This window comes from Erwinia sp. 009765445 (assembly GCF_058137865.1).
The window spans coordinates 1-22,171 of sequence record NZ_JBYUWC010000019.1 but is presented as its reverse complement, the minus strand read 5'-3'; the positions used below and the strand labels follow the sequence as shown (position 1 = coordinate 22,171).

23 protein-coding genes and 1 tRNA gene are annotated in these 22,171 nt (G+C 53.1%); 19 read left to right on the top strand and 5 right to left on the bottom strand.

The genetic code is table 11. The features are described from left to right. Nucleotides 1–2 precede the first annotated feature (2 nt). From AC3Y5R_RS19165 to yejF, 3 genes are read left to right on the top strand one after another with little or no spacing between them, the layout of a single operon-like run. Complete coding sequence (locus tag AC3Y5R_RS19165; RefSeq protein WP_489922649.1) at nucleotides 3–1,094, top strand: microcin C ABC transporter permease YejB; 1,092 nt, start codon at nucleotides 3–5, stop codon at nucleotides 1,092–1,094. Beyond that, nucleotides 1,094–2,119, top strand: coding sequence for a microcin C ABC transporter permease (locus AC3Y5R_RS19160; RefSeq protein WP_489922648.1), 1,026 nt, complete (start codon nucleotides 1,094–1,096; stop codon nucleotides 2,117–2,119). The genes AC3Y5R_RS19165 and AC3Y5R_RS19160 overlap by 1 nt, the downstream gene beginning before the upstream one ends. After that, nucleotides 2,119–3,702 carry a microcin C ABC transporter ATP-binding protein YejF gene (gene yejF, locus AC3Y5R_RS19155; protein ID WP_489922647.1) on the top strand — a complete coding sequence of 528 codons (1,584 nt, stop codon included), beginning with the start codon at nucleotides 2,119–2,121 and terminating at the stop codon, nucleotides 3,700–3,702. The genes AC3Y5R_RS19160 and yejF overlap by 1 nt, the downstream gene beginning before the upstream one ends. 21 nt (nucleotides 3,703–3,723) lie before the next feature. Here the strand turns inward: yejF and AC3Y5R_RS19150 are convergent, their stop codons facing one another. The 3 genes from AC3Y5R_RS19150 to rsuA all read right to left on the bottom strand — a co-directional run bounded on the left by AC3Y5R_RS19150 (nucleotide 3,724) and on the right by rsuA (nucleotide 6,294). Then, nucleotides 3,724–4,110: a YejG family protein gene (locus AC3Y5R_RS19150; RefSeq protein ID WP_489922646.1), complete on the bottom strand. Its 387-nt coding sequence runs from the start codon at nucleotides 4,108–4,110 to the stop codon at nucleotides 3,724–3,726. Between the two features lie 242 nt (nucleotides 4,111–4,352). Then, nucleotides 4,353–5,552: a Bcr/CflA family multidrug efflux MFS transporter gene (locus tag AC3Y5R_RS19145; protein WP_489922645.1), complete on the bottom strand. Its 1,200-nt coding sequence runs from the start codon at nucleotides 5,550–5,552 to the stop codon at nucleotides 4,353–4,355. A 22-nt stretch (nucleotides 5,553–5,574) separates the two neighbouring features. Beyond that, nucleotides 5,575–6,294: a 16S rRNA pseudouridine(516) synthase RsuA gene (gene rsuA / locus AC3Y5R_RS19140; RefSeq protein ID WP_489922644.1), complete on the bottom strand. Its 720-nt coding sequence runs from the start codon at nucleotides 6,292–6,294 to the stop codon at nucleotides 5,575–5,577. Nucleotides 6,295–6,521: 227 nt separating this feature from the next. On the opposite strand from rsuA, the gene radD reads away from it, so the two are divergent. Continuing rightward, entirely contained in the window at nucleotides 6,522–8,276 is a 1,755-nt protein-coding gene (gene radD, locus AC3Y5R_RS19135) for a DNA repair helicase RadD (protein ID WP_489922643.1), read from the top strand. 137 nt (nucleotides 8,277–8,413) lie between these two features. Continuing rightward, nucleotides 8,414–8,698 (top strand): 50S ribosomal protein L25, encoded by a 285-nt coding sequence (gene rplY / locus AC3Y5R_RS19130; protein WP_158783622.1) that lies wholly within the window; start codon nucleotides 8,414–8,416, stop codon nucleotides 8,696–8,698. A gap of 113 nt (nucleotides 8,699–8,811) precedes the next feature. Here the strand turns inward: rplY and AC3Y5R_RS19125 are convergent, their stop codons facing one another. Next, complete coding sequence (locus tag AC3Y5R_RS19125; protein ID WP_489922642.1) at nucleotides 8,812–10,041, bottom strand: MFS transporter; 1,230 nt, start codon at nucleotides 10,039–10,041, stop codon at nucleotides 8,812–8,814. 73 nt (nucleotides 10,042–10,114) lie between these two features. On the opposite strand from AC3Y5R_RS19125, the gene AC3Y5R_RS19120 reads away from it, so the two are divergent. Continuing rightward, nucleotides 10,115–10,576: a type II toxin-antitoxin system RatA family toxin gene (locus tag AC3Y5R_RS19120; protein ID WP_489922641.1), complete on the top strand. Its 462-nt coding sequence runs from the start codon at nucleotides 10,115–10,117 to the stop codon at nucleotides 10,574–10,576. 29 nt (nucleotides 10,577–10,605) lie between these two features. On the opposite strand, the gene yejK is transcribed toward AC3Y5R_RS19120, so the two are convergent. Next, nucleotides 10,606–11,610 (bottom strand): nucleoid-associated protein YejK, encoded by a 1,005-nt coding sequence (gene yejK, locus AC3Y5R_RS19115; protein ID WP_489922640.1) that lies wholly within the window; start codon nucleotides 11,608–11,610, stop codon nucleotides 10,606–10,608. A 157-nt stretch (nucleotides 11,611–11,767) separates the two neighbouring features. Here yejK and AC3Y5R_RS19110 point away from each other — a divergent pair, with 157 nt between their 5' ends. The 13 genes from AC3Y5R_RS19110 (at nucleotide 11,768) to AC3Y5R_RS19050 (ending at nucleotide 21,854) form a co-directional block, all read left to right on the top strand. Then, nucleotides 11,768–11,995, top strand: a complete 228-nt coding sequence (locus tag AC3Y5R_RS19110; protein ID WP_489922639.1) for a YejL family protein — start codon at nucleotides 11,768–11,770, stop codon at nucleotides 11,993–11,995. Between the two features lie 21 nt (nucleotides 11,996–12,016). Beyond that, nucleotides 12,017–13,768, top strand: a complete 1,752-nt coding sequence (gene yejM / locus AC3Y5R_RS19105; RefSeq protein ID WP_489922638.1) for an LPS biosynthesis-modulating metalloenzyme YejM — start codon at nucleotides 12,017–12,019, stop codon at nucleotides 13,766–13,768. 93 nt (nucleotides 13,769–13,861) lie between these two features. Then, a tRNA-Pro gene (locus AC3Y5R_RS19100) sits at nucleotides 13,862–13,938 on the top strand. 172 nt (nucleotides 13,939–14,110) lie between these two features. Next, a complete protein-coding gene (locus AC3Y5R_RS19095; protein ID WP_489922637.1) occupies nucleotides 14,111–15,355 on the top strand; it encodes an integrase domain-containing protein in 1,245 nt (414 codons plus the stop codon). Continuing rightward, nucleotides 15,352–15,978, top strand: a complete 627-nt coding sequence (locus tag AC3Y5R_RS19090) for a hypothetical protein (protein ID WP_489922636.1) — start codon at nucleotides 15,352–15,354, stop codon at nucleotides 15,976–15,978. The genes AC3Y5R_RS19095 and AC3Y5R_RS19090 overlap by 4 nt, the downstream gene beginning before the upstream one ends. Nucleotides 15,979–16,194: 216 nt before the next feature. Further along, entirely contained in the window at nucleotides 16,195–16,392 is a 198-nt protein-coding gene (locus AC3Y5R_RS19085; RefSeq protein WP_489922635.1) for a helix-turn-helix transcriptional regulator, read from the top strand. A gap of 14 nt (nucleotides 16,393–16,406) precedes the next feature. Further along, the gene (locus tag AC3Y5R_RS19080; protein WP_489922634.1) at nucleotides 16,407–17,246 is read left to right on the top strand and encodes a host cell division inhibitor Icd-like protein; all 840 of its coding nucleotides are present in this window, start codon (nucleotides 16,407–16,409) and stop codon (nucleotides 17,244–17,246) included. A gap of 15 nt (nucleotides 17,247–17,261) precedes the next feature. Then, nucleotides 17,262–17,477 carry a PerC family transcriptional regulator gene (locus AC3Y5R_RS19075; protein ID WP_489922633.1) on the top strand — a complete coding sequence of 72 codons (216 nt, stop codon included), beginning with the start codon at nucleotides 17,262–17,264 and terminating at the stop codon, nucleotides 17,475–17,477. 3 nt (nucleotides 17,478–17,480) lie between these two features. Beyond that, nucleotides 17,481–17,837, top strand: a complete 357-nt coding sequence (locus AC3Y5R_RS19070; RefSeq protein ID WP_489922632.1) for a ProQ/FINO family protein — start codon at nucleotides 17,481–17,483, stop codon at nucleotides 17,835–17,837. Nucleotides 17,838–18,138: 301 nt separating this feature from the next. Beyond that, nucleotides 18,139–18,666 carry a hypothetical protein gene (locus AC3Y5R_RS19065; protein ID WP_489922631.1) on the top strand — a complete coding sequence of 176 codons (528 nt, stop codon included), beginning with the start codon at nucleotides 18,139–18,141 and terminating at the stop codon, nucleotides 18,664–18,666. Between the two features lie 596 nt (nucleotides 18,667–19,262). Then, a complete protein-coding gene (locus AC3Y5R_RS19060; protein ID WP_489922630.1) occupies nucleotides 19,263–19,982 on the top strand; it encodes an HGGxSTG domain-containing protein in 720 nt (239 codons plus the stop codon). A gap of 575 nt (nucleotides 19,983–20,557) precedes the next feature. After that, complete coding sequence (locus tag AC3Y5R_RS19055; protein ID WP_489922629.1) at nucleotides 20,558–21,409, top strand: YPO3983 family protein; 852 nt, start codon at nucleotides 20,558–20,560, stop codon at nucleotides 21,407–21,409. After that, complete coding sequence (locus tag AC3Y5R_RS19050) at nucleotides 21,393–21,854, top strand: DUF943 family protein (protein ID WP_489922628.1); 462 nt, start codon at nucleotides 21,393–21,395, stop codon at nucleotides 21,852–21,854. Before AC3Y5R_RS19055 ends, AC3Y5R_RS19050 begins: the two co-directional genes overlap by 17 nt. The last annotated feature ends 317 nt before the right edge of the window (nucleotides 21,855–22,171 follow it).

The following is a 22,171-nucleotide window of genomic DNA, read 5'->3' as shown; positions in this document are numbered from 1 at the left end:
GTTTGGGCGCTTATCTGCTTCGCAGACTTTTACTGATTATTCCCACCCTGTGGGCGATTATCACCATCAACTTCTTTATCGTTCAAATCGCGCCGGGCGGCCCGGTCGATCAGGCACTGGCAAACATCGAGTTTGGCCAGACCACGGGAATGCCTGGTTCCGGCAGCAATGCGCAAAGTCAGGGTCGTAACACGCTGAACGTTAACCCTGCTGACGGTCAGTATCGCGGTTCACGCGGGTTAGATCCGGAAGTGGTGGCTGAGATCACCAAACGCTATGGCTTTGATAAGCCAATCTACGAGCGTTACTTCACCATGCTGTGGAACTATGTGCGCTTTGATTTTGGCGACAGTCTGTTTCGAAGCAGCTCGGTAATCCAGTTGATCAAAGAGAGCCTGCCGGTTTCCGTCACGCTGGGCCTGTGGAGCACATTGATTATCTATCTGGTGTCGATCCCGCTGGGGATCAAAAAGGCCGTGCGTAACGGCAGCGCCTTCGATGTCTGGAGCAGCACGCTGATCATCGTCGGCTATGCCATTCCCGCCTTCCTGTTCGGAACCCTGCTGATCGTGCTGTTCGCCGGAGGCAGCTATCTGGACTGGTTCCCGCTGCGGGGGCTGGTCTCCGCCCAGTTCGACAGCCTGCCGTGGTACGGTAAAATCACCGACTACCTGTGGCATATCATCCTGCCCGTAACTGCAACTGTGATTGGCGGTTTTGCCACGCTGACCATGCTGACCAAAAACTCGTTTATGGATGAGATCCGCAAGCAGTACGTGGTCACCGCCCGCGCCAAAGGGCTGGACGAGAATAAAATCCTCTACCGCCACGTGTTCCGCAATGCCATGCTGCTGGTGATTGCCGGGTTCCCGGCCACTTTTATCAGCATGTTCTTTACCGGCTCGCTGCTGATTGAAGTGATGTTCTCCCTGAACGGTCTGGGGCTGCTGGGCTATGACGCGACCATCCAGCGCGACTACCCGGTGATGTTCGGCACGCTGTATATCTTCACCCTGATCGGGCTGCTGCTGAATATCCTCAGCGATATTACCTACACGCTGGTCGATCCGCGCATTGATTTTGAGGCACGATGATGAGCCGTTTAAGCCCCGTCAATCAGGCCCGCTGGGCGCGTTTTCGCAACAACCGTCGCGGCTACTGGTCGCTGTGGATTTTTGCCATTCTGTTTATTCTCTGCCTCGGTTCAGAGCTGCTGGCGAATGATAAACCGCTGCTGGTGCATTATCAGGACCGCACTTTCTTCCCGCTGCTGGTGAATTACAGCGAGACTGATTTTGGCGGCCCGCTGGCGACCGCGGCCGATTATCAGGATCCGTGGCTGAAGTCGCGCATTGAGCAGCAGGGCTGGGCCATCTGGGCCCCTATCCGCTTTGGCGACGGCACCATTAACTTTGCTTCCAGCACCCCCTTCCCTTCTCCGCCTTCCGCGCAGAACTGGCTGGGGACGGACGCCAACGGCGGCGACGTGCTGGCCAGATTGCTGTATGGCACACGAATTTCGCTGCTGTTCGGGCTGATGCTGACGCTGGTTTCCAGCGTGATTGGCGTGGTGGTCGGTGCCTGCCAGGGCTATTATGGTGGCCGGGTGGATTTATGGGGCCAGCGCTTTATCGAAGTCTGGTCCGGCATGCCGACGCTGTTTCTGATTATCCTGCTATCCAGCGTGATCCAGCCAGGATTCTGGTGGCTGCTGGCGATTACCGTGCTGTTCGGCTGGATGCAACTGGTGGGCGTGGTGAGGGCTGAATTCCTGCGAACCCGTAACTTCGACTATATCCGCGCTGCGCAGGCGCTGGGCGTCAGCGATCGCAAAATAATCTCCCGGCATATGCTGCCGAATGCGATGGTGGCGACCCTGACCTATCTGCCATTTATTCTTTGCGGTTCGATCACCACCCTGACCTCGCTGGATTTCCTCGGTTTTGGCCTGCCAATTGGTTCCCCTTCACTGGGCGAACTGTTGCTGCAGGGCAAGAATAACCTGCAGGCACCGTGGCTCGGAATTACGGCCTTCTTCTCTCTGGCGATCCTGCTGTCGCTGTTAATTTTTATCGGTGAGGCGGTTCGTGACGCCTTCGATCCCAGTAAGGTGCACTGATGTCGCTGCTGACCGTCAAAAATTTAAGCATCGCCTTCCGTCAGGGTGGCGTCGACCGCCAGGTGGTGGACAATCTTTCCCTGTCGGTGGAGGCCGGTGAAACGCTGGCGCTGGTCGGCGAATCAGGTTCCGGCAAAAGCGTAACGGCGCTGTCGATGATGCGCCTGCTGCCTACGCCCCCAGTGCTCTATCCGCAGGGCGAGATCCTGTTCGCCGGTCAGGATGTGCTGAATGCGGATGAGCGCACCCTGCGCGGGCTGCGGGGCAATCGTATGGCGATGATTTTCCAGGAGCCGATGGTTTCGCTTAACCCGCTGCACAATATTGAAAAACAGCTGTATGAGGTGCTTTCCCTGCATCGCGGCATGCGAAAAGAAGCCGCCCGCGCGGAAATGCTCACCTGTCTTGATCGCGTAGGCATTCGACAGGCGAGTCAAAGGCTGAATGACTTCCCGCACCAGCTCTCCGGTGGCGAGCGCCAGCGCGTGATGATCGCCATGGCGCTGCTCACTCAGCCGGAGTTGCTGATCGCCGACGAACCGACCACCGCACTGGACGTCACCGTTCAGGCCCAGATCCTGGTGTTGCTGAAAGAGCTGAAGCAGGAGATGAATATGGGCCTGCTGTTTATCACTCACAACCTGAATATCGTCCGTCAGCTGGCAGACAACGTGACGGTAATGCGCAATGGTCAGGGCGTGGAGAGCAACAGCACGCGGCAACTGTTCAGCGCCCCGCAGCATCCTTATACCCGCGCGCTGCTGGATTCAGAACCGGAAGGCCGTCCGGCACCGGCGGATACTGAGGCTCCGCCTCTGCTGAGAGTTGAGCAGCTCAAAGTCGCTTTCCCGATTAAAAAAGGCCTGATGCGGCGGGTTACCGGTTACCACGATGCGCTAAAGTCGCTGAGCTTTGAGCTTCGTCCGGGAGAGAGTCTGGGCCTGGTGGGCGAGTCCGGTTCGGGCAAAAGCACTACCGGTCTGGCCCTGCTGCGGCTGATTGAGTCGCAGGGGGAAATCTGGTTCGCTGACCAGCCATTGCACCAGTGGGATCGTCGCAGAATGCTGCCGGTTCGCCGCCAGGTGCAGGTGGTCTTTCAGGATCCCAATTCCGCGATGAATCCCCGCCTGACGGTGCTGCAAATTATTGCGGAAGGCCTGCTGGTGCATCAGCCAGATCTGACACCGCAACAGCGGGAAGAGAAAGTGATTGAGGCGATGCGCGAAGTGGGGCTCGATCCCGAAACCCGCAATCGCTACCCTGCGGAGTTTTCCGGTGGCCAGCGCCAGCGTGTAGCGATTGCGCGGGCGGTGATCCTGCAGCCGCAGCTAATCGTCCTTGATGAGCCAACCTCTTCACTGGATCGCTCGGTGCAGAAGCAGATCCTCGCCCTGCTGAGAAAACTTCAGCAGGATCACCGGCTGGCCTATATTTTTATCAGCCACGACCTGCAGGTGGTGCGCTCACTCTGCCATCAGGTGGTGGTGCTGCGCCAGGGAGAAGTGGTGGAACAGGGAGAGTGTGAGCAGATTTTCGCATCGCCGAAAGAGGCCTATACGCAACAACTGCTGACGCTGGGCTGAAGAGGCTCTACCTGAATGCTCTCAGGCAGAGGCGTCTTTGAAAGGCTCGGCGATGCCAACGCCAAAATTCTTCAGGCGGCAGGTGGTGGCGCACTCATCGTGACGTGAGACAAACAGACAAGGCTCCCCTTCCCATTCCACCACCGAGCAGTCGAGCTGGATTTCCGCCAGCGCGTCTTTAATCATCTGCATCACATCCCACGCCTGCTGGCCGTGATGGCTTAGCAGAGTCAGCCCGATTAGATCGTCATCCGCATCAATGTTGCTGAGCAACAGCGGTTCCACGCGCGCGCCTGCGGTGCCACCACCCCAGCGATAGCTAAGTGGTAAACGATGGACCACTGAATGTTGTAGTGTATTCACCCGTACTCCCCAGACCGGTACCTGAACCCAGCTCTGACAGCGCATGCTGACAGGCTGGCTTCAGCTCAGTCATTCAATTGACTTACTCTCTTTATCGGCCGCGATGGCACTTAATTTGAGAGCTGACTCTCATTTTAACATTATATTTACCGTTTTAGCGGTGCGATAACAACCATTATTGTTGCGCAAAGGTAACTTTTCGCACGGTTACTTTTACATTGTAGCAACAAGACGATCAAAAAGGAGCAGGAACGCTCACCGGGAGCGCTCCTGTTGCGGAGAGGAGTTTATGCTGTCGCGCCTTTACGCGGGCGGGTTGCGTAGATAAAGAGCATGATTGAAAGCGTGGCGCAGATAAAAATGGAGCCAACCATTGGCCAGGCACTGTTAAACGACAGGGTGGATAGCAGCGCGCCGACCAGCGCACCAACGCCGAAGCGCAACGTTCCGGCCAGCGAGGAGGCTGTACCGGCCATATGCGGAAACTCTTCCAGGATCACTGCCATCGCATTTGATGACACCATCGCCACACAGCCAATAAACATCGCCACCCCGAAGACCAGCGGCAGGAACCCGAGATTAAACGTGCTGACCACTACCATCCACACTGCCATGGTGAACTGCACCAGCAGACCAAAGCGGAACATTGCCAGCGGGCCGAAGCGGCGCACCGAGCGGCTGTTAATCAGCGTCATCAGGAACAGAAACACCACGTTCAGGGCAAAGTAGTAGCCAAAATCCTGCGGTGAAATATGGTTCAGCTCGATATAGACAAACGGCCCGGCATTGAGGAAAGAGAACAACCCGGCAAAGGAGAAGCCGCTCGCCAGCATATAGCTGAAGACCCGCTTGTGGCGGAACAGCGACAGAAAGTTGAACAGCGTGGTGCGCAGATGAAATTTATGGCGTTTATTAGCCGGTAGCGTCTCTTTAATCTGGGTGACCACCAGCACCGTGGTGACCACGGCAGCAATCGAGATGGTCCAGAAGATGGCATGCCAGCTCCACAGCAGCAGCAGCCAGCCACCGACAATCGGTGCCATTAGCGGCGCGATGGTGGTGACCAGCATCACAAACGACATCATGCGGGAGAACTCCTCTTTCGAGTAGCTGTCACGCATCAGGGCGCTAATTACCACGCTACCCGCTGCTGCCGAGAGACCATGCAGCAGGCGCATAAAGATCAGCTGATCAATGGTTTGTGCCATCGCACAGGCCGCCGCGGCCACCGCAAAAATCAGCGTACCCAACGCAATCACCGGTTTACGGCCAAAGCTGTCAGCCAGCGGGCCATAAACCAGCTGGCCCAGTGCAAAACCCAGAATGTAGATATTCAGCGTCATCTGCACGCTGCCCGCAGACACGCCAAACTCGCGGGCAATTTGCGGAAGCGCAGGCAGATACATATCAATCGACAACGGCATTAACATGGCCAGCAGACCGAGGATCACTACCAGTCCAACCGACGAGTTCTTTTCCTTACGCACCCTCATTGCTTCAGCCTTATTATTATGATTTTGTCAGTTCTGTTGGCACGCCAACGCTGGCGATCTCTTCTTCCGTCAGCGGGCGATATTCCCCAGGTTCCAGCTCTTCATCCAGCACGATAGCTCCTATACGTTCACGGTGCAGCGCCACCACGTGGTTACCCACGGCGGCAAACATGCGTTTAACCTGATGGTAGCGCCCTTCACTGATGGTCAGGCGAACCTGAGAGTCGCTGACCACTTCCAGCGTGGCGGGTTTGGTGAGACCTTTTTCGTTATGCAACTGCACGCCAGCGGCAAACTGCTCCGCCGTATCGTCCGCTAACGGCGATTCCAGCGTCACCAGATAGGTTTTTTCGCAGTGGTGACGTGGCGAAGTAATGCGATGCGACCACTGGCCGTCATCGGTCATCAGCACCAGTCCGGTGGTGTCGATGTCCAACCGCCCCGCCGCATGCAATTTATAAGCGGTAGGCTCTTCCAGAAAGTACAGCACGGTCGGATGATCCGGATCGTCGGTGGAGCAGACGTAGCCCTGCGGCTTGTTGAGCATAAAGTAGCGTGGCCCCAGTTGGAGTTGCAGCGGATTGCCGTCATATTCCACTTCGCTTTCCGGGCTCAGTTTGAAGGAGCCATCCCGGACCACTTCCCCATCAACGGTGACCTTACGTGCCCGCAGCTCACGGGCAGCAATCGCCCGGCTGACTTCCAGTTGCTGAGATAAAAATTTATCAAGTCGCATTAAATCTGCACTGCCTGTTTGATTGAAATTGAAACGACGCTCCCGACCGCGGAACGTTTGAAAAGAGAGTCGATTGAGTGCGCACAGAGTCTTTGAAGCGCTGCGCGCGTTCAAGAGCTGGCGAACTCCAGTATACCTGGAGTTGCTGCTGACGCCCAGAGGCAGACAGGCGCGAAGCGTGCTTTCGTGGCATAATGCGGTTTTGCTCCCGGATTGCCTGAAAATTCATGTCGTTTACCCTTCGCCCCTACCAGCAGGAAGCGGTTGATGCCACGCTCAGCTACTTCCGCCGTTCCCACCAGCCTGCGGTGATTGTTCTCCCTACCGGGGCGGGCAAAAGCCTGGTGATCGCCGAACTGGCAAGGCTGGCTCGCGGCCGGGTGCTGGTGCTGGCCCACGTCAAAGAGCTGGTGGCGCAGAACCACAGCAAATACCAGGCTTACGGGCTGGAGGCCGATATTTTTGCCGCCGGGCTGCAACGCAAAGAGAGCCGCAGCAAAGTGGTATTTGGCAGCGTGCAGTCGGTGGCGCGCAATCTGGCACAGTTCGACAGCGAATTCACCCTGCTGATTGTCGACGAGTGTCACCGCATCAGTGACGCCGACGACAGCCAGTATCAGCAAATCCTTGGGCATCTTCGGCTGCGTAATCCGCAACTGCGGCTGCTGGGACTGACAGCAACCCCTTATCGTCTGGGTAAAGGCTGGATTTACCAGTTCCACTATCACGGGATGGTGCGGGGCGATGAACGTGCTCTGTTTCGCGACTGCATTTACGAGCTGCCGCTGCGCTACATGATCAGACATGGCTTCCTGGTGCCGCCCGAAAGGCTGGATATGCCTGTGGTACAGTATGATTTCAGCCGCCTGATCGCCAATGAGAGCGGTCTGTTCAGCGAGGCCGATCTCAACCGCGAGCTGAAACAGCAGCAGCGCATCACGCCACACATCATTCAGCAGATCGTCGAATTTGCTCAGGATCGTCAGGGAGTGATGATCTTCGCCTCAACCGTTGAACACGCGAAGGAAATTCTTGGATTACTGCCGGACAGCAAGGCTTTAATCAGCGCGGCAACACCGGGAGCCGAGCGCGATGCGTTAATCACCGCTTTCAAAGCGCGTCAGCTGCGCTATATGGTCAACGTAGCAGTGCTCACGACCGGTTTTGATGCGCCCCATGTCGATCTGATTGCCATCCTGCGCCCGACTGAATCCGTCAGCCTCTATCAGCAGATTGTCGGTCGCGGTCTCAGGTTATGCCCCGGAAAAACTGACTGCCTGATCCTCGACTACGCCGGTAATCCCCACGATATCTTCACTCCGGAAGTCGGCTCACTGAGGGGCAAAAGCAACAATAAACCGGTGCAGGTTTTCTGCCCTGCCTGCGGCTTCGCCAATACCTTCTGGGGGAAAACCACCGAAGACGGCACGATAATCGAACACTTTGGCCGCCGCTGCCAGGGTTTGCTGGAAGATGACGAGGGGGAACGCGAGCAGTGCGATTTCCGTTTCCGCTTTAAGAGCTGCCCAAACTGTAATGCCGAAAATGATATTGCCGCCCGCCGCTGTCACGACTGCGACGTGGTGCTGGTGGATCCGGATGATATGCTGAAAGCCGCACTAAAGCTGAAAGACGCGCTGGTGTTGCGCTGTGCGGCGATGGTGCTGGAAAACGGTGCCGATGAAAAAGGCGAGTGGCTGAAGGCCCGCTACTTTGATGAAGAAGCGACGGAAGTGAGCGAGCGTTTCCGTCTGAACACACCTGCTCAGCGAACCGCTTTCGAACAGATTTTTCTACGCCCCCATCAGCGCGCACCGGGCGTACCGCTGGGCTGGCAGAGTGCGGCGGATATCGTGACGCTGCAACCTCTTCTGCGTCATCCTGATTTTGTGGTAGCACGTAAACAGCGCCATTACTGGCAGATCCGCGAAAAAGTTTTCGATTATCAGGGGCGTTACCGCCGTGCTAACGAGCTTCGTTAGAGCATTACCGGTTTATTACGTTGCCCGCATGGCGGAGTCGGGCTATAATGCGCCCCGCTTTTGCACTCGCAAAAGCTGAAACTCCAACCTGTTGCTGGGTCGCCTGTAGCAGGATAATTACTTTAAGAGACTGAACAATGTTCACTATCAATGCAGAAGAACGTAAAGAGCAGGGTAAGGGTGCGAGCCGCCGCCTGCGTACAGCTAACAAATTCCCGGCCATCATTTATGGCGGTAAAGATGCAGCTGTTGCCATCGAACTGGATCACGACTCCGTAATGAACATGCAGACTAAGCCTGAGTTCTATACTGAGGTTCTGACTCTGGTTGTTGGTGGTAAAGAAACCAAAGTAAAAGTGCAGGCTGTTCAGCGTCACCCGTTCAAGCCAAAACTGCACCACATCGACTTCGTTCGCGCTTAATTGCCTGACCGTTTCGTGTGAAAGAAACACCGCTTAATGCGGCGTTTCTGGCTGTTGAGACCCCACATTTTTATGTGGGGTTTTCTTTTTGCAGGATGGAATGAAATCTGGCGTTACGGGAGCCTCTGAGGCGCAGAGTTAAACTCCCTGATGGCCGGAACAAAACTTGTTGCGACTGTCGCAGCCACGACGGCAGCAGCACAGGCCAGTAGCAGAGGTTTACTACCAAAATGCAGGGCAAGCGGTCCCGCAGCCAGTTCGCCGAAAGGAATGGCCACAAACGAACCCATCGCATCCCAGGCATAGACACGTGCCAGTTTATCGGCAGGGATATACGTTTGCAGATAGTGTGCCCAGATAACGCCAAATTGCCCAAACCCCACGCCAGCCAGAAAGAAAGCCCCCATCAGGAGTAACGTGGAAGTCCCCATGCCCAGCAAAAAGACCGGGACGGCGCAAAGGGCAACCAGAATGACACCAGCCAGCATGTCGCGCCGCGGCCGCCAGCGCAGCGCAATGAAAGAACCGGCGATCAGCCCCACGCTCTGAGCCGCAATACTCATTCCCCAGCCGGTTCGCCCAATGGAAGCATCTGCCACAATGGGACCCAGAACCATGACCACACCGCTGAAAACCGCATTAACGATGGTGAATTGCACCACTACCGACCAGACCCAGGCGCGGGCAGTAAACTCCTTCCAGCCCTCCCGTAAGTCCTGAAGGATATGGGCATGTGGCCCTGAAGCCTGCGCCGCGCAGATCCGTACACAGAAATAGAGCGGAGCAGAAGCTGCAAATCCCAGGGCATCAACAGCCAGACCCCAGCCTGGGCCGATGGCACCCACCAGCACCCCACCCAGTGAAGCCCCCGCCACTGTCCCGACATAAACGCCCAGCTGGATAAAAGCGTTGCCCTGCCTGAGATATTGGGTCGGAAGAGTTTGTGGAACGAGTGCTGAAGAAGCGGGCAATGCAACACCTGCAGCCGCACCATTTACCGTCCCCAGCATCATCAGCCCGGTGAGCGTGGCGGTATCGCTCAGTACCAGCCAGGCCACCATTCCCTGAGATAGCGCAGCGATAAGGGATGAGCAGAGCAACACTTTATTCCGGGAATAGCGATCGCCCAGCACGCCTCCCAGTAATAAGAAAGCGACATTGAATACCGAGCGGGATGCCACGACCATGCCTAAATCGGCAGCCGAACCACCAATATCCAGCACGGAAAAAGCAAGGGCAACAGGTGCAATGGCATTACCGGTTACGGTGAGGATACGGGCCAGAAACAGGTTTCTGAATGGCGCAAAGTGCAGGGCATGTCGGGGGCGGCAAACGATGGCCATTTCAAGTATCCTTACCGAAAAGTCCGTGGTGTATGCACATTTATAACCTACACAAAAAACAGGAAGTTAAAATATGACCACCTTCGAGAAAACCATGCTGGTTAATTTCAGCCAGAACCAGATGTATAACCTGGTAGCAGATGTCTCCGCTTATCCGGAATTCCTGCCCTGGTGTCAGCAGGTTGAGATCCTGGAAGACCAGCCCGGCAGCAAGGTGGTGCGCATTGGGATCAGCCACTCGCGATTACCCCGGCTGAATCTCACCACGCGCGCGACCTTTCATCCTGACACATCTCTTCTGCTGAAACAGGTATCGGGATCATTTCTGGCGGCTTTTGAAGGCCACTGGCAATTTGCCTGCAATAACAATGCTGATGGTGTGGACAGTATGCACCAGTGCTCGGTGACCTTTACCGTCAGTTACCGCTTTTCAAACGCGCTGATGAAGCTGGCGCTGTCACCATTTTTCGCGGTACTGGTCCGGATGCTGCCAGAGTTGTTCGTTCAGCGAGCAGCTCAAGTCTATGCCCGGTGATAACAATCTCCCGGTCAGCACCTTTTCGACTATTTACTGCTGCTGCGACGCTGGAGCTGGTCACGCAGATTTGGCGGCGTGCCTTTGATAGTCAGCGTGTCAGTAGCCGGATCCCAGAAGATTCGCTCGCCCAGTAACATGGCATCGAAATTCAGCGTCATTCCCCCGCCACTGCCGGCGAATTTGGTCAGCTGGCGCAAGGTGCTGCGATCGGCCGGGAAGCTCTCTTCCAGCTCGTAACCCTGCTCCTGAGTAAAGGCCTGGAAGGTTTTCTCCCCAATCGGGGCCAGTTCTTCAGACAGCCCCTGCAGTTCGATCTCTTCGCCCGCCTGCAGCTGTTCGTTGCAGTAGCTGTAAACCTGCTGACGGTAGTTCTGGCGCTCGTTTTTATCGAGGCTGGCTTCAGAACAGTAGTCATCCACTGCCTGCAGTAACCCTTTGTTCTGCGCTTTGGTATCCAGCCCGACGCTGGCTCCAAGGAAGTCCATAAAGAAGTCGGCTACTTTGCGCCCGACTCGGCCACGCAGGAAGGTCAGATAGCGGGTAGAGTCCGGGTTAGTTTCCCACTCGGTCAGGTCGATACGGGCCACGATATCGGCATGATTAATATCCAGATAGTGCGTGCTACTGATATCCAGCTCTTCGTTCACACGCATGCTGCTCTGGCTGCTGAGCACCGCAACCAGCAGATATTCCACCGCCAGGTAACGATAGTGACCAAACAGCACAATACCGCCGTCAGCAAACGGGTATTTGGCTAACTCATCGCGCAGGCGCCCAGTGGCTGCCCGGCTGAACGCGAGGAAATCATCCTCGCCTTTGCGGCAGTTTCGCAGCGCATCGGCCAGCTCGCTCTCTTCATTAAAAAGACCGTAAGCCTTGCTCTTGGCACTGTAGACGCGATGCAGCTCTTCCATCATCGCCGTGACCGGGCCGTTGGCAGGCAGTAGCGACTCGCGCAGCACCAGTTCCAGCGTCTGTTCATCGCGCTTGATCATCTGGTGAAGGGCAATCTGGTCGATATCCAGACTCATGTTAGACTCTCCTTTTAACGTAGTCGCGTATTCAATCATCAGCCGTCGCTGCGATCAACAGGCAACAACATTAACCGTTATCTTGCGATAAAAGTGCAGAAAAAATCGCGCATTTACGGTAAGATAGCGCCCTTTAATACTCAACAAATTTGACTTTATGCCACAATCATCCCGTTACAGCGACGAGCGCGTGGAGAAACTCCTCGCCGACATGGTCAATATTCTTGAAAAAGGTAAGGCCCCTACCGATCTTTCCCTGATGGTTTTGGGAAATATGGTGACTAATTTGATCAATACCAGCATCTCTCCGGCTCAGCGCCGCTCGCTGGCACGTTCATTTGCTGAAGCCCTGCAGGCATCGGTAAATGAAGATAAAGCCCATTAATGTGATGATCCTGACTCTGTTATGGTAACAAATCGGCAGCGCTACCGTGAAAAAGTCTCCCAGATGATTGGCTGGGGGCACTGGTTCGCCCTGTTCAATATTATCTTCGCCTTCATTCTGGGTAGCCGCTACCTGTTTGTTTCCGACTGGCCGGCTTCGCTGGCCGGGCGCGTATACGCCTTCACCAGTTGGATTGGCCATTTCAGTTTCATCGTCTTCGCAGCCTATCTGCTGATTATCTTCCCGCTGACCTTTGTGGTGATGTCGCAGAGGCTGCTGCGCTTTCTCTCGGCCATTATTGCCACCGCCGGGTTGACGCTGATCCTCGTTGACAGCGCGGTATTTAACCGTTTCCACCTGCACCTTAATCCGGTGGTGTGGGAGCTGGTCGTTAACCCCGATCAGAGTGAGATGGCGCGTGACTGGCAACTGATGTTTATCAGCGTACCCGCCATCTTCCTTGTCGAAATGCTGTTCGCTACCTGGAGCTGGCAGAAGCTACGCAGCCTGAACCGGCGCAGCTTTGGCAAGCCGCTGGCCGTGCTGTTTATCGTGGCGTTCTGTACCAGCCACGTGATGTACATCTGGGCCGATGCGAACTTTTACCGTCCGATTACCATGCAGCGATCTAACCTGCCCCTCTCCTATCCGATGACGGCGCGCCGTTTCCTTGAGAAGCATGGCCTGCTGGATGCTCAGGAGTATCAGCGCAGGCTGGTCGAACAGGGAAATCCGGAAGCGGTCTCGGTCGCCTATCCGCTCAACAACATCACCTTCCGTGATAGCGGAACGCGCAGCAACTTGCTGGTGATTACCGTGGACGGTCTGAACGAAGCAACAGTGGCAAAAAACCTGCCGCACCTGGCCCAGTTTGCCGGTGAGAACGTCAGTTTCAACCAGCACTTCAGCGCAGGCAGTCATGCTGACAGCGGGCTGTTTGGCCTGTTCTACGGCATTTCGCCTAGCTATATGGATGGCGTGCTATCAGCCCGTGTGCCTTCTGCCCTGATCGATGCGCTGAGCAAACAAGGTTATCAGTTCGGCCTTTTCGCCTCAGACGGCTTTGCTTCACCACTGTACCGGCAGGCGCTGCTGGCTGACTTCTCTCTCCCTGCTTCGCAAAGCCAGCCGAATGCGCAGACCACCGCCCAGTGGCAGCGCTGGCTGGAAGGCCAGAAGAACAGTCAGTCGCCATGGTTCTCTTATCTTTCCCTCTCCGGGATTGATGAGGCCAACAGCACGGCGAAAGAAATGGCCCGCCACTATCCACGTAATGCGGCAGATGTGGACAAGCAGATTCAGACCGTGCTGACCACCCTGCATGATAAAGGGCTACTGGATAACACCGTGGTAGTGATCACCGCGCAGCATGGCGTGGCACTGAACGGCGATACCAACATGGGCAACCGCGCCAACCTGCGCGTACCGTTGGTGATCCACTGGCCAAATACTCCGGCGCAGCAGGTTAACAAGCTTACCAATCATCAGGATGTGATGACCACGCTGATGCAGCGTCTTCTGCACGTCAGCACCCCATCCAATGACTATTCGCAGGGTGAAGATCTGTTCGCTGCCCAGCGCCGCCATAACTGGGTTTCCGGCATTAACGATCGCCAGCTGGTGATCACTACGCCGCAAGTGACGCTGGTACTGGATAACAATGGCAGCTATACCGCCTGGGACAGCGAAGGCCACCAGCTGAAGGACCATAAACCACAGCTGACGCTGCTGTTACAGGTGCTGACTGAAGAAAAACGCTTTATTGCTAACTGAGCCACAAAGCATACATGCTGTTTAATTTCATAGCAGTCAACATGTTAGGTGCTTGCAATCGCAGCAGATTTGCGTACTATTAGCCCAACGTGTCGGCACGTAGCGCAGCCTGGTAGCGCACGGTCATGGGGTGTCCGGGGTCGGAGGTTCAAATCCTCTCGTGCCGACCAAATACATATTCTGTTAGTACCGTTTACTGATGGAAACCCCGCTTAAAACCGCATCCTCATTGAGTTTGCAGTTTTTTTGTTGTCTGTAACTATCGGTATTGACCGTTTACAGACGGAAATTTTAGCTATATGGTTAGTTATATCTTCTCCTATAGCTAAACCCCGTATAACTATGGCACGTATAACCAACCCTCTAACCAACACTGAAATCAGGGCAGCCAAGCCTGCGGGCAAAGATTACACCCTGCAAGATGGCAATGGGCTTTACCTGCTTGTAAAACCCAGTGGTGCCAAAATCTGGCGATTTTCATATTATCGTCCAACCGACAAGAAGCGTGCGTTGGTGAGTTTTGGCTCACTGGATAGTGTTTCACTGTCCGATGCCAGAAAGAGGCGTGAGGAGTACCGCTCTTTGATTGCTGGTGGTACTGATCCACAGCACCACCAGCAACAAAAACGCGAAGCCGAAGAATTACGCCGGGGAAACACCTTCCAGAAAGTAGCGGCTGACTGGTACGAGATGAAGAAAAGCCAGAATCTGGCGGCCAACACGATCAAGGATATCTGGCGTTCTCTGGAAAAGTATGTCTTTCCGGACATTGGCAATATCCCCATCAACGAACTGACCGCCCGTAAATTCGTTACCCTGCTGGAACCGATCAAGGCGCGTGGCAATCTTGAAACTCTGAAACGGGTGTTACAACGTATCAATGAGGTTATGGATTTTGCAGCCAATAGCGGACTGATTGAGATAAACACCGCTACCAACGTCAGAAAGGCCTTCCCTACCCCGGTTAAAAAACATATGCCAACCATCAGGCCGGAACAGTTACCGGATCTGATGAACTCTCTCTCGATAGCCAGCATAGAACGGCAAACGCGCCTGCTCATTGAATGGCAGTTACTGACAGTCACCCGCCCAGTTGAAGCGGCTGAATGTCGTTGGGAAGAGATCAATCAGGCAGATAACACCTGGACGATACCTGCCGGACGAATGAAGATGCGCCGTGACCACGTGATCCCCTTGTCCGTTCAGGCACTGGCTGTGCTGGATGCAATGAAACCAATCAGCGCCCACCGTGAATATGTTTTCCCCAGTTTTAAAGCCCCCACTAAGCCGATGTGCAGCCAGAGTGCCAATGCTGCATTGCGCCGTATGGGTTATCAAGGTGTGCTTGTGTCTCATGGACTCCGCGCAATATTCAGCACCGCAGCCAATGAGGAAGGATTCGAGCCAGACGTGATTGAAGCCGCCCTCGCCCATGTTGATACCAACGAAGTACGCCGGGCGTACAACCGCAGTAACTATCTGGAAAAACGTATTGTGCTTATGCGCTGGTGGGGTGAGTTTGTCGAAAATGCAGCTACTGGCATAACAATTGCCAACGGTACTCGCGGAATAAGGGCCGTTTTATGACAGATAACATTATCAATTTACCAAATCATATCCGCCGCCAGCGGACCGTAAGCGCTGAACAGGTTGCCCTGGCTATGGCGGGTGTTTATGATTGTCTTCATTTAAGAGACTTAGATCCACATTCGGATATTCATAATGTGGCAGTTTCATATTGGCAGATAATTCTTTATGAGGTTCGCTCTGGAAACTTATCTTTCAAAAATAAATGGCAGGATATTGCTGAAAATATAATAGGTGCAGAATTCAACTCTAATGAAATATGGCCCTGGGCTTTAAAAGAACTTTCTGATGAAAGTCCCTGGTATTCACCTACCGGGTCTGTTCCGCCAGCACCAAAATCGAATTCATTATATCCTCGTGACATGCCCACAACGTTAAGAAAAAGATTTCCTCCTCAACACGCGGCACTCCTGCTTATAGCAGCCCTTACACGGGCCTTAGCTGGTAAGCACCAAGGTGTTTACTCTTGGGGAAAAGACATGAACAAAAGCAAAATTGCGCAAGATACAGCAGAGGCAATAGCTGGCTTCATGGATGGATATACAAATGACAAAGCGGAGTCGTTTAGAAAACTCATTGCCGAAACACTACAAGTCTACCCTGAAAACCCTGAAGATTATTAACTAACCATATGCAAGGATGCTTTTTATTACCAAACTTTCAACATAAAATTTTTTTCTTTCCCAAACCTCCCCTCTGACGCAGCAATTAAATAAAAAATTACCAATCATCAATTTTTCTCACCAACTTTATTTTTTTACCACCACACTTTTCATCACTTTTTCGGTTAACTACTTGTACTGACCGGATGCTACCGGTTTTAGTGGAGATAAAGAGTTATGAACCTTTTAGACCGAAAAATACTACTGAAGAAAGAAGTTAAAGCGATCCTGCGCTTGAGTTCTGACAGTTCCTTTCAGGAGATGATTAACGCTGGTGAATTTCCAAAAGGATTTCGTGTGGGGTTGCGCCGCGTGGGCTGGTTTGAAGATGAAGTTTCTTCCTGGCTGGAAAAACGTCTGGCAGAGCGTGAGTAATCAATGAGGTTATCATGATGAATAATCGAACAAATATCCATGATATTCAGACAGAGTCAGCCTCCGGTATCTTTGGCATAAGCAAAACAACAATTATCACTAAAGCAACAGTTCAATCTGGACAAACGCGCGCGTGCGCGAGGAAGGCTCGCGGGAAAAGTATTTTTTTCAGTAAAAATGCATACTGCGACCACAGCGAAAACTCATGGCTTCTGGTAAAAAACTGGCGGTACTTCTTGCTTCTTCACGCTGACGGGGGCTATAGTTTCTTTGCTGGTGTAAATCCACCAGCCGGGTTTGACAGCCTGAATGCTAATGCGGACAACCGCAAACAATCCGTAATGCGGTATTTTTATGTCCGTAATAAACCGAGTTACGCCCAAATTATGGTGGGGCGTGGCGGGGGAGCCTCGCGGCTCGCTGGTTTCATTAGCGCCAGTCTGTCAACCCTGCTACGTCTCACCACCTCGTTTGACAGCGGTTTGGTGAGGTTAGTTAACTTTGCTAATGAGGCCGCCGCTATGGTTGCTACCCCTGCCCAGACTTACCCCAAATTTACCTGGCTATTTCTTGCCACGCCGAAAGGCCACACCTGCACACCCATTGTGTTACGCACCCAGGCCAGCACAGAAGACGCGGCGCGGGAAACCTTCCCCGGCTGGGATCTGACCTTTGCCGCCAAAATCCGTACTGACTGCCCGCTGTCGGCCATATGGAGCGATCCGGATTCATCAACGTTATGGTCGCTGACTGGCGGCGATATCTCCGGCGCTAAGGTCACGGCCTACGGGGCCGCGAGACAACCGAGACGCCTGAGACAACCATTTTTTGCATATGTATACACAACGGCATAAATCAGAGAGGAAAACATGAACCCGAATCACTGCAAACCTCACGGGATGAACGACAGTACCGCCGAACGGCTGGAACAATGCGGACTCTGGCGGCGTGCTGCCAGCCGCTGGCTTGACGTGCTTGACAGAACGGCTAATGAGAAATTACGGGAAGCCGTAGTACAGCGTCGTAACCACTGCCAGCGTATGGCGACCGGCGCTAAACCTGACAACCGGATTACGGAGGTATGAACCATGCCGGACGATACCGGACAGCGAGAGTGCCAGCCCCTGAATAAACGGCAGCGAAAAAGCTGCACGAACCGCCGACGATGGCTTGAACGCCTCACGGAAATGTGGCCGCAGGCGTTCGATCTGAAAAAACCCCGCCCGCTGGCCGTGGGGATAACTCAGGCCATCACAGCAGAACTCACGAAAAACGGCGCTGGCGGTCGTGGTGCCGTGCGGTATGCCATGCGCAGCTATACCAGCAATATTCGCTATATCCGTGCGCTGGCCGCTGGTGGGGCGCGTTATAACCTCAACGGCAAGCCAGAGCCGAAGTTACCGCAGAACAGCGCCAGCGGGCCGCACAGGCGCTTAAGGCGATGAGGTCAGGGAAGCGCATGTTTTTTGATAACGTCACATCAGAGCAGTGCTGACGGCGGAATACGGCGGGTGCGCCGCAGATTATCCGGATGAAGCCACCAGCAGTGGCGGCAGCGCGAGCCAGTGTGCCAGCGATAACCGCAATGTCGCTCGCCTTTTTTAAAGGGGGTCAAAATGGTTCATTTGAATATCAGTCTCTGACCACGGCACCGGAGCTGGCGCGGTTAACTTAAAATCAATATTCATGCTTGCCGGTGTTGCGTGTTCAGGCCACCAGCAAAAAAACAGCAGGAGAAAAGCCATAATGCTAATGAGCAAATCAGCCTATGCAAAACATCGCGGCGTCAGTCGTCAGACCGTCTACGACTGGATAGCGAAGGGCGAAATTGTGATGTCCGGAAGCAAAATTGATGTGGATGCAACACAACAGCAGGGCAGCAAGGGGGAGGATGTCGCCCAGTGGGATCGCCGGACCCTTGCAATGACGTGGGGGGAACTCTGGAATGCGGTACAGGCCGGAGACGGCAAAGCTCCACCACCGGCCACAGATGAAGAAATACGGCAGTGCCTGGAAAATGCCGCCGATGAATTAGGCTGGTCAGTGGCGTTCCTGGAGGATGGCGGGATTTATCTCGATGACGGTGACGCAGAGCATTACGTAATCCGGTATGACTTCACCGGCAATGCGGAGATAGCCATTCAGCTGATAAGGAATGAGTTACGCAGCACCGCCAGTAAGCACACAGATGAACCGGATAACTGGAGTCCGGCAGGATTAAAGGCCTTATCGACCTGGTGCAGCACTGATGTGAAAACGAAGCGTAAAGGTTAACACTTTACCCTGAACACAAAAAAAACTGTCAACCAACCCGCAAAGCCCGCCATTGCTGAGTTTTTGAAAATTTTATCTGGTTCGGATGTACAGATTTGTTAAGGTTTTTCCCGACCAAATGCAAAAAGTGTCAACCGGCGATATAGAGATTTATAGAGGTTTTTTTGCCGCCTGAATGAGAAAGAGTAAAGCTGAGATACAGAGATTTATAAAGGTTCCCGGCCGTTCCCCCTCATGCTGTAAGGCACGGTTTCGATCCGACCAAAATAGACCGACCAGAGATGCCGACCACAAAAAGTGTCAACTTCTGCCCCGGTACCATCGCTGTAAGCCGCGCCGTGACTGAATCCGACCGTTTATTGACCGCGCGTAACACTGCGTAAATTCGCAATTTACTGTTTAATGATTTCGGAAATTATTTTCTGCATGGGGGGCGAAAAAATCAGACATCTCAATGTATGCCATGTCACCACAAAACCGCATGGTTACTCCATTAACAGATCCGAAAACTTCCGCATATCCTCACCGCAAAAAAGTAAATGCGCATTACTGCCCTTACCCCATGGGATGTATAGAAATGTTAAGGTTTTTTGAAGATGGATAACAAAGAAAAAGTCCGCCTGCTGGTGCTGCACAGTGAGGTGGGCAGGCGTAACTATGAATCTTTCAGCCAGTACCACCGGCGCCGGGAGAATGACGAAAGAGAACGTTTTTTCGCACAATTCCGCCCGGGTAAGCATGTGCGTTACGTTCACCCGGAAAAACCGGAATATGAGCCTTATCCCGATATAAGTGGGCTGACCTGTGGTGCCAGAACGCGCAAGGGAACGCCGTGTAAAAACAGGGAACTCAGTCTGAACGGGCGCTGTAAGTTTCATGGCGGCAAAAGTACCGGGGCCAGAACGAAAGCCGGTATCAGGCGTCAGCGTGCAGGCTACCGGGCATGGCTGGAAAAACAGCGGGCCAGCAAAGCAGGCAGGAAGCGCACCAGAACCTACACGGACGACGCTCCGCAGCTGGGCCGCGCCACACTGGCGGAAATAAGCACCAGCGCACCGGGGGACGATTTACAGCCCATAAGCGGTATGGCGTTGCGCCGGATGGATAACATTCAGCTGAGGGCAAACCTTCCGGGGGGCGAAATCGCAGCAATCGGACTGGCGACTACCGTCCCGCATTTTGGTGGTGCGCGCTGGTGGTACGTTTGCCCGTGCTGCCAGACGCGGCGAACGGCGCTGTATCTGAGTAATAACACGCTGGTATGCCGCCAGTGCGGCAGGTTTCATTACGCCAGCCAGAGTGCAGAAAAACCATGAGCCGGGAAACGACAATATTTGCCCTTTTCTGAAGAGGGAGGGCTAAACCCTGGCCGGTTGATCCACAAGACCGCCCGCCCCGGTTTACGTGCTCAACCGCGTATTGAAAAGTTTTTTCCTGGGGAGGGGGAGATCAGATTTCTACAGCTCTACCTTTCCCGGACTGCCCGCCCCGTCAAATTTTTATACCCGCGAAATAAGAAATTTAATTTCCATAATATTTAACATTTAAAGCCCCGGCAGGAACTGCGCCCCAGCTATCGTCCGAAGCCCGCCGCCGCACGCACAGAACCGGCCTTATGTGGCGGAAAATGGCGCATACAGAAAGGCCGGCAGTGGAAAAAGGGAGTCGGTAAGTTGGTGGCCTGATTGCATTACTGAGCCACCAACATTGGGGACACAGACGATTGATTCACGCGGGCCGGCTTACTGAAACGATGGGGCGCTTCATGAACCGGGCGAAATTCTCAATTTCCCTGCACGGCACAACCAATATTTACAGACAGTTTTAGCAGGGTATGATTTGTAACGCTGTAAATAACCTTATGGACCATTACAAACAAGGAAGCGAAATCGTGTCAGCGCTACAATTCCCCTGTACCATTTTCAAAACTCAAAAACGGATGGACGATTACAGCGCCAGTGATATGCACTGCGGTGATCTGTCCGAAGCACAGTTAAAAGCGCACTATCATCTGGTGGATGTCTCCACCAGGGCAAATCCTTATACACTGACGAAAATCACCCCATTCAACCAGCCACAGTCTATGTTTTATGGTTCGCGCGGCGACGGCCAGAAAATTACCCGGCAGGAGTGCGCCCGCATTCTCTTTGATGAGTTCCGCCACCTGTCGCGGCCATTTGCCACTTACGGACCATACCGACACCTGATTGAAAAAATGATTACCCATATGCAAAACGGCAATGGCACGCCCTTTCGGGATGTATCGTTGGACAGGGCATTGAGGGAACAGATCCTGAACGATAGATCGAGCGAGAACAGTACTCGTTTACGTCTGGAAAGTGTTTTTAAAAAAAATATAGATTGGCAAAATAAATGCTATCCAAATGACAAAAGAGATGAGCTCATGGATGCAATTTTAAGTAGCAAGCTCCCTAAATTTGACAGATTTAAGGACAATTATAATGGTATGGGTATCACCGTTCACGATACTTGGGCAACACATATTACGGTTAAATCCTTACAAATTGAGAACAATCGCTTTCTGGCAATTATTCATTATAAGATTCAGGATCACTTCGGTCTGGATAGTGATGATATTTCGAAATTTAAATTTAACCAGTTTCGTTTCTTTCGAATATGGTTTGTGCTTCAACGATACAAAGAGTTTTCTTTTAAACCATTCATAACTAATATGGAAGCTACAGTTGAAATTACTGGGGAATACAATGAAAGCAAAAAATAAAAAAATCAGCTATGCACTATTGCTATTTACTTGTGTACTATTAGGCTATGTCTTATGGTTAGCTATTCGACCAGTAGAAATTATTGCGGTTCATCAGAGGCGTAATTATAGTGATGTTTTAGTTAAAAGCTTCCCTTTCACTACCAAAGGAAAAATAAACTGGTGGTTAGAAAATAAAGAGATGTTGAAAGAAAAATATGACATCCCAAAACCTGCATCTTATGGAGGATTTACTATAATTTTTTGGTACTTTGGTGATGGTTATAAAGAGGAAGGGAAATATGACAGATTTTGCTTTGAAGATATGAAAGCAAAGGAAAATTGTATAGAAAAAGAACACGCTTTTGAAGTTAGCTTCAGTGATAATATGGGAATAACGTTTACTGTTGACAGCGGAACATATCGTCTAAAGAAAAACGGTGAGATTGCAAAAACCGACCTTTAATAATATAGGTTGCATTTAGTGCAGTAAGGCTTCCCCGGTGAGAGTCGCCTCAACAGCATATCCCCGCTATCCACAGCAGATAGCGGGATGGGTAAGTTAAACGAAGATCAGATACAACGAGGTATCAATGTGCCTGTTCTCTCCAAGATTTTCCAGGCATCACTATGCGCGCGCCAGAACTCATGTTTTTCAGCAGTCAACCTGCTCTCTCAGCCAAGACAGACAGGGTGACATACTGCGTGGATTTGACCCTATATATCCAGACGTCTTTTCTCTCTTACGGTTGCGATAACTTCCTGCGTATATATTCCCGTGGT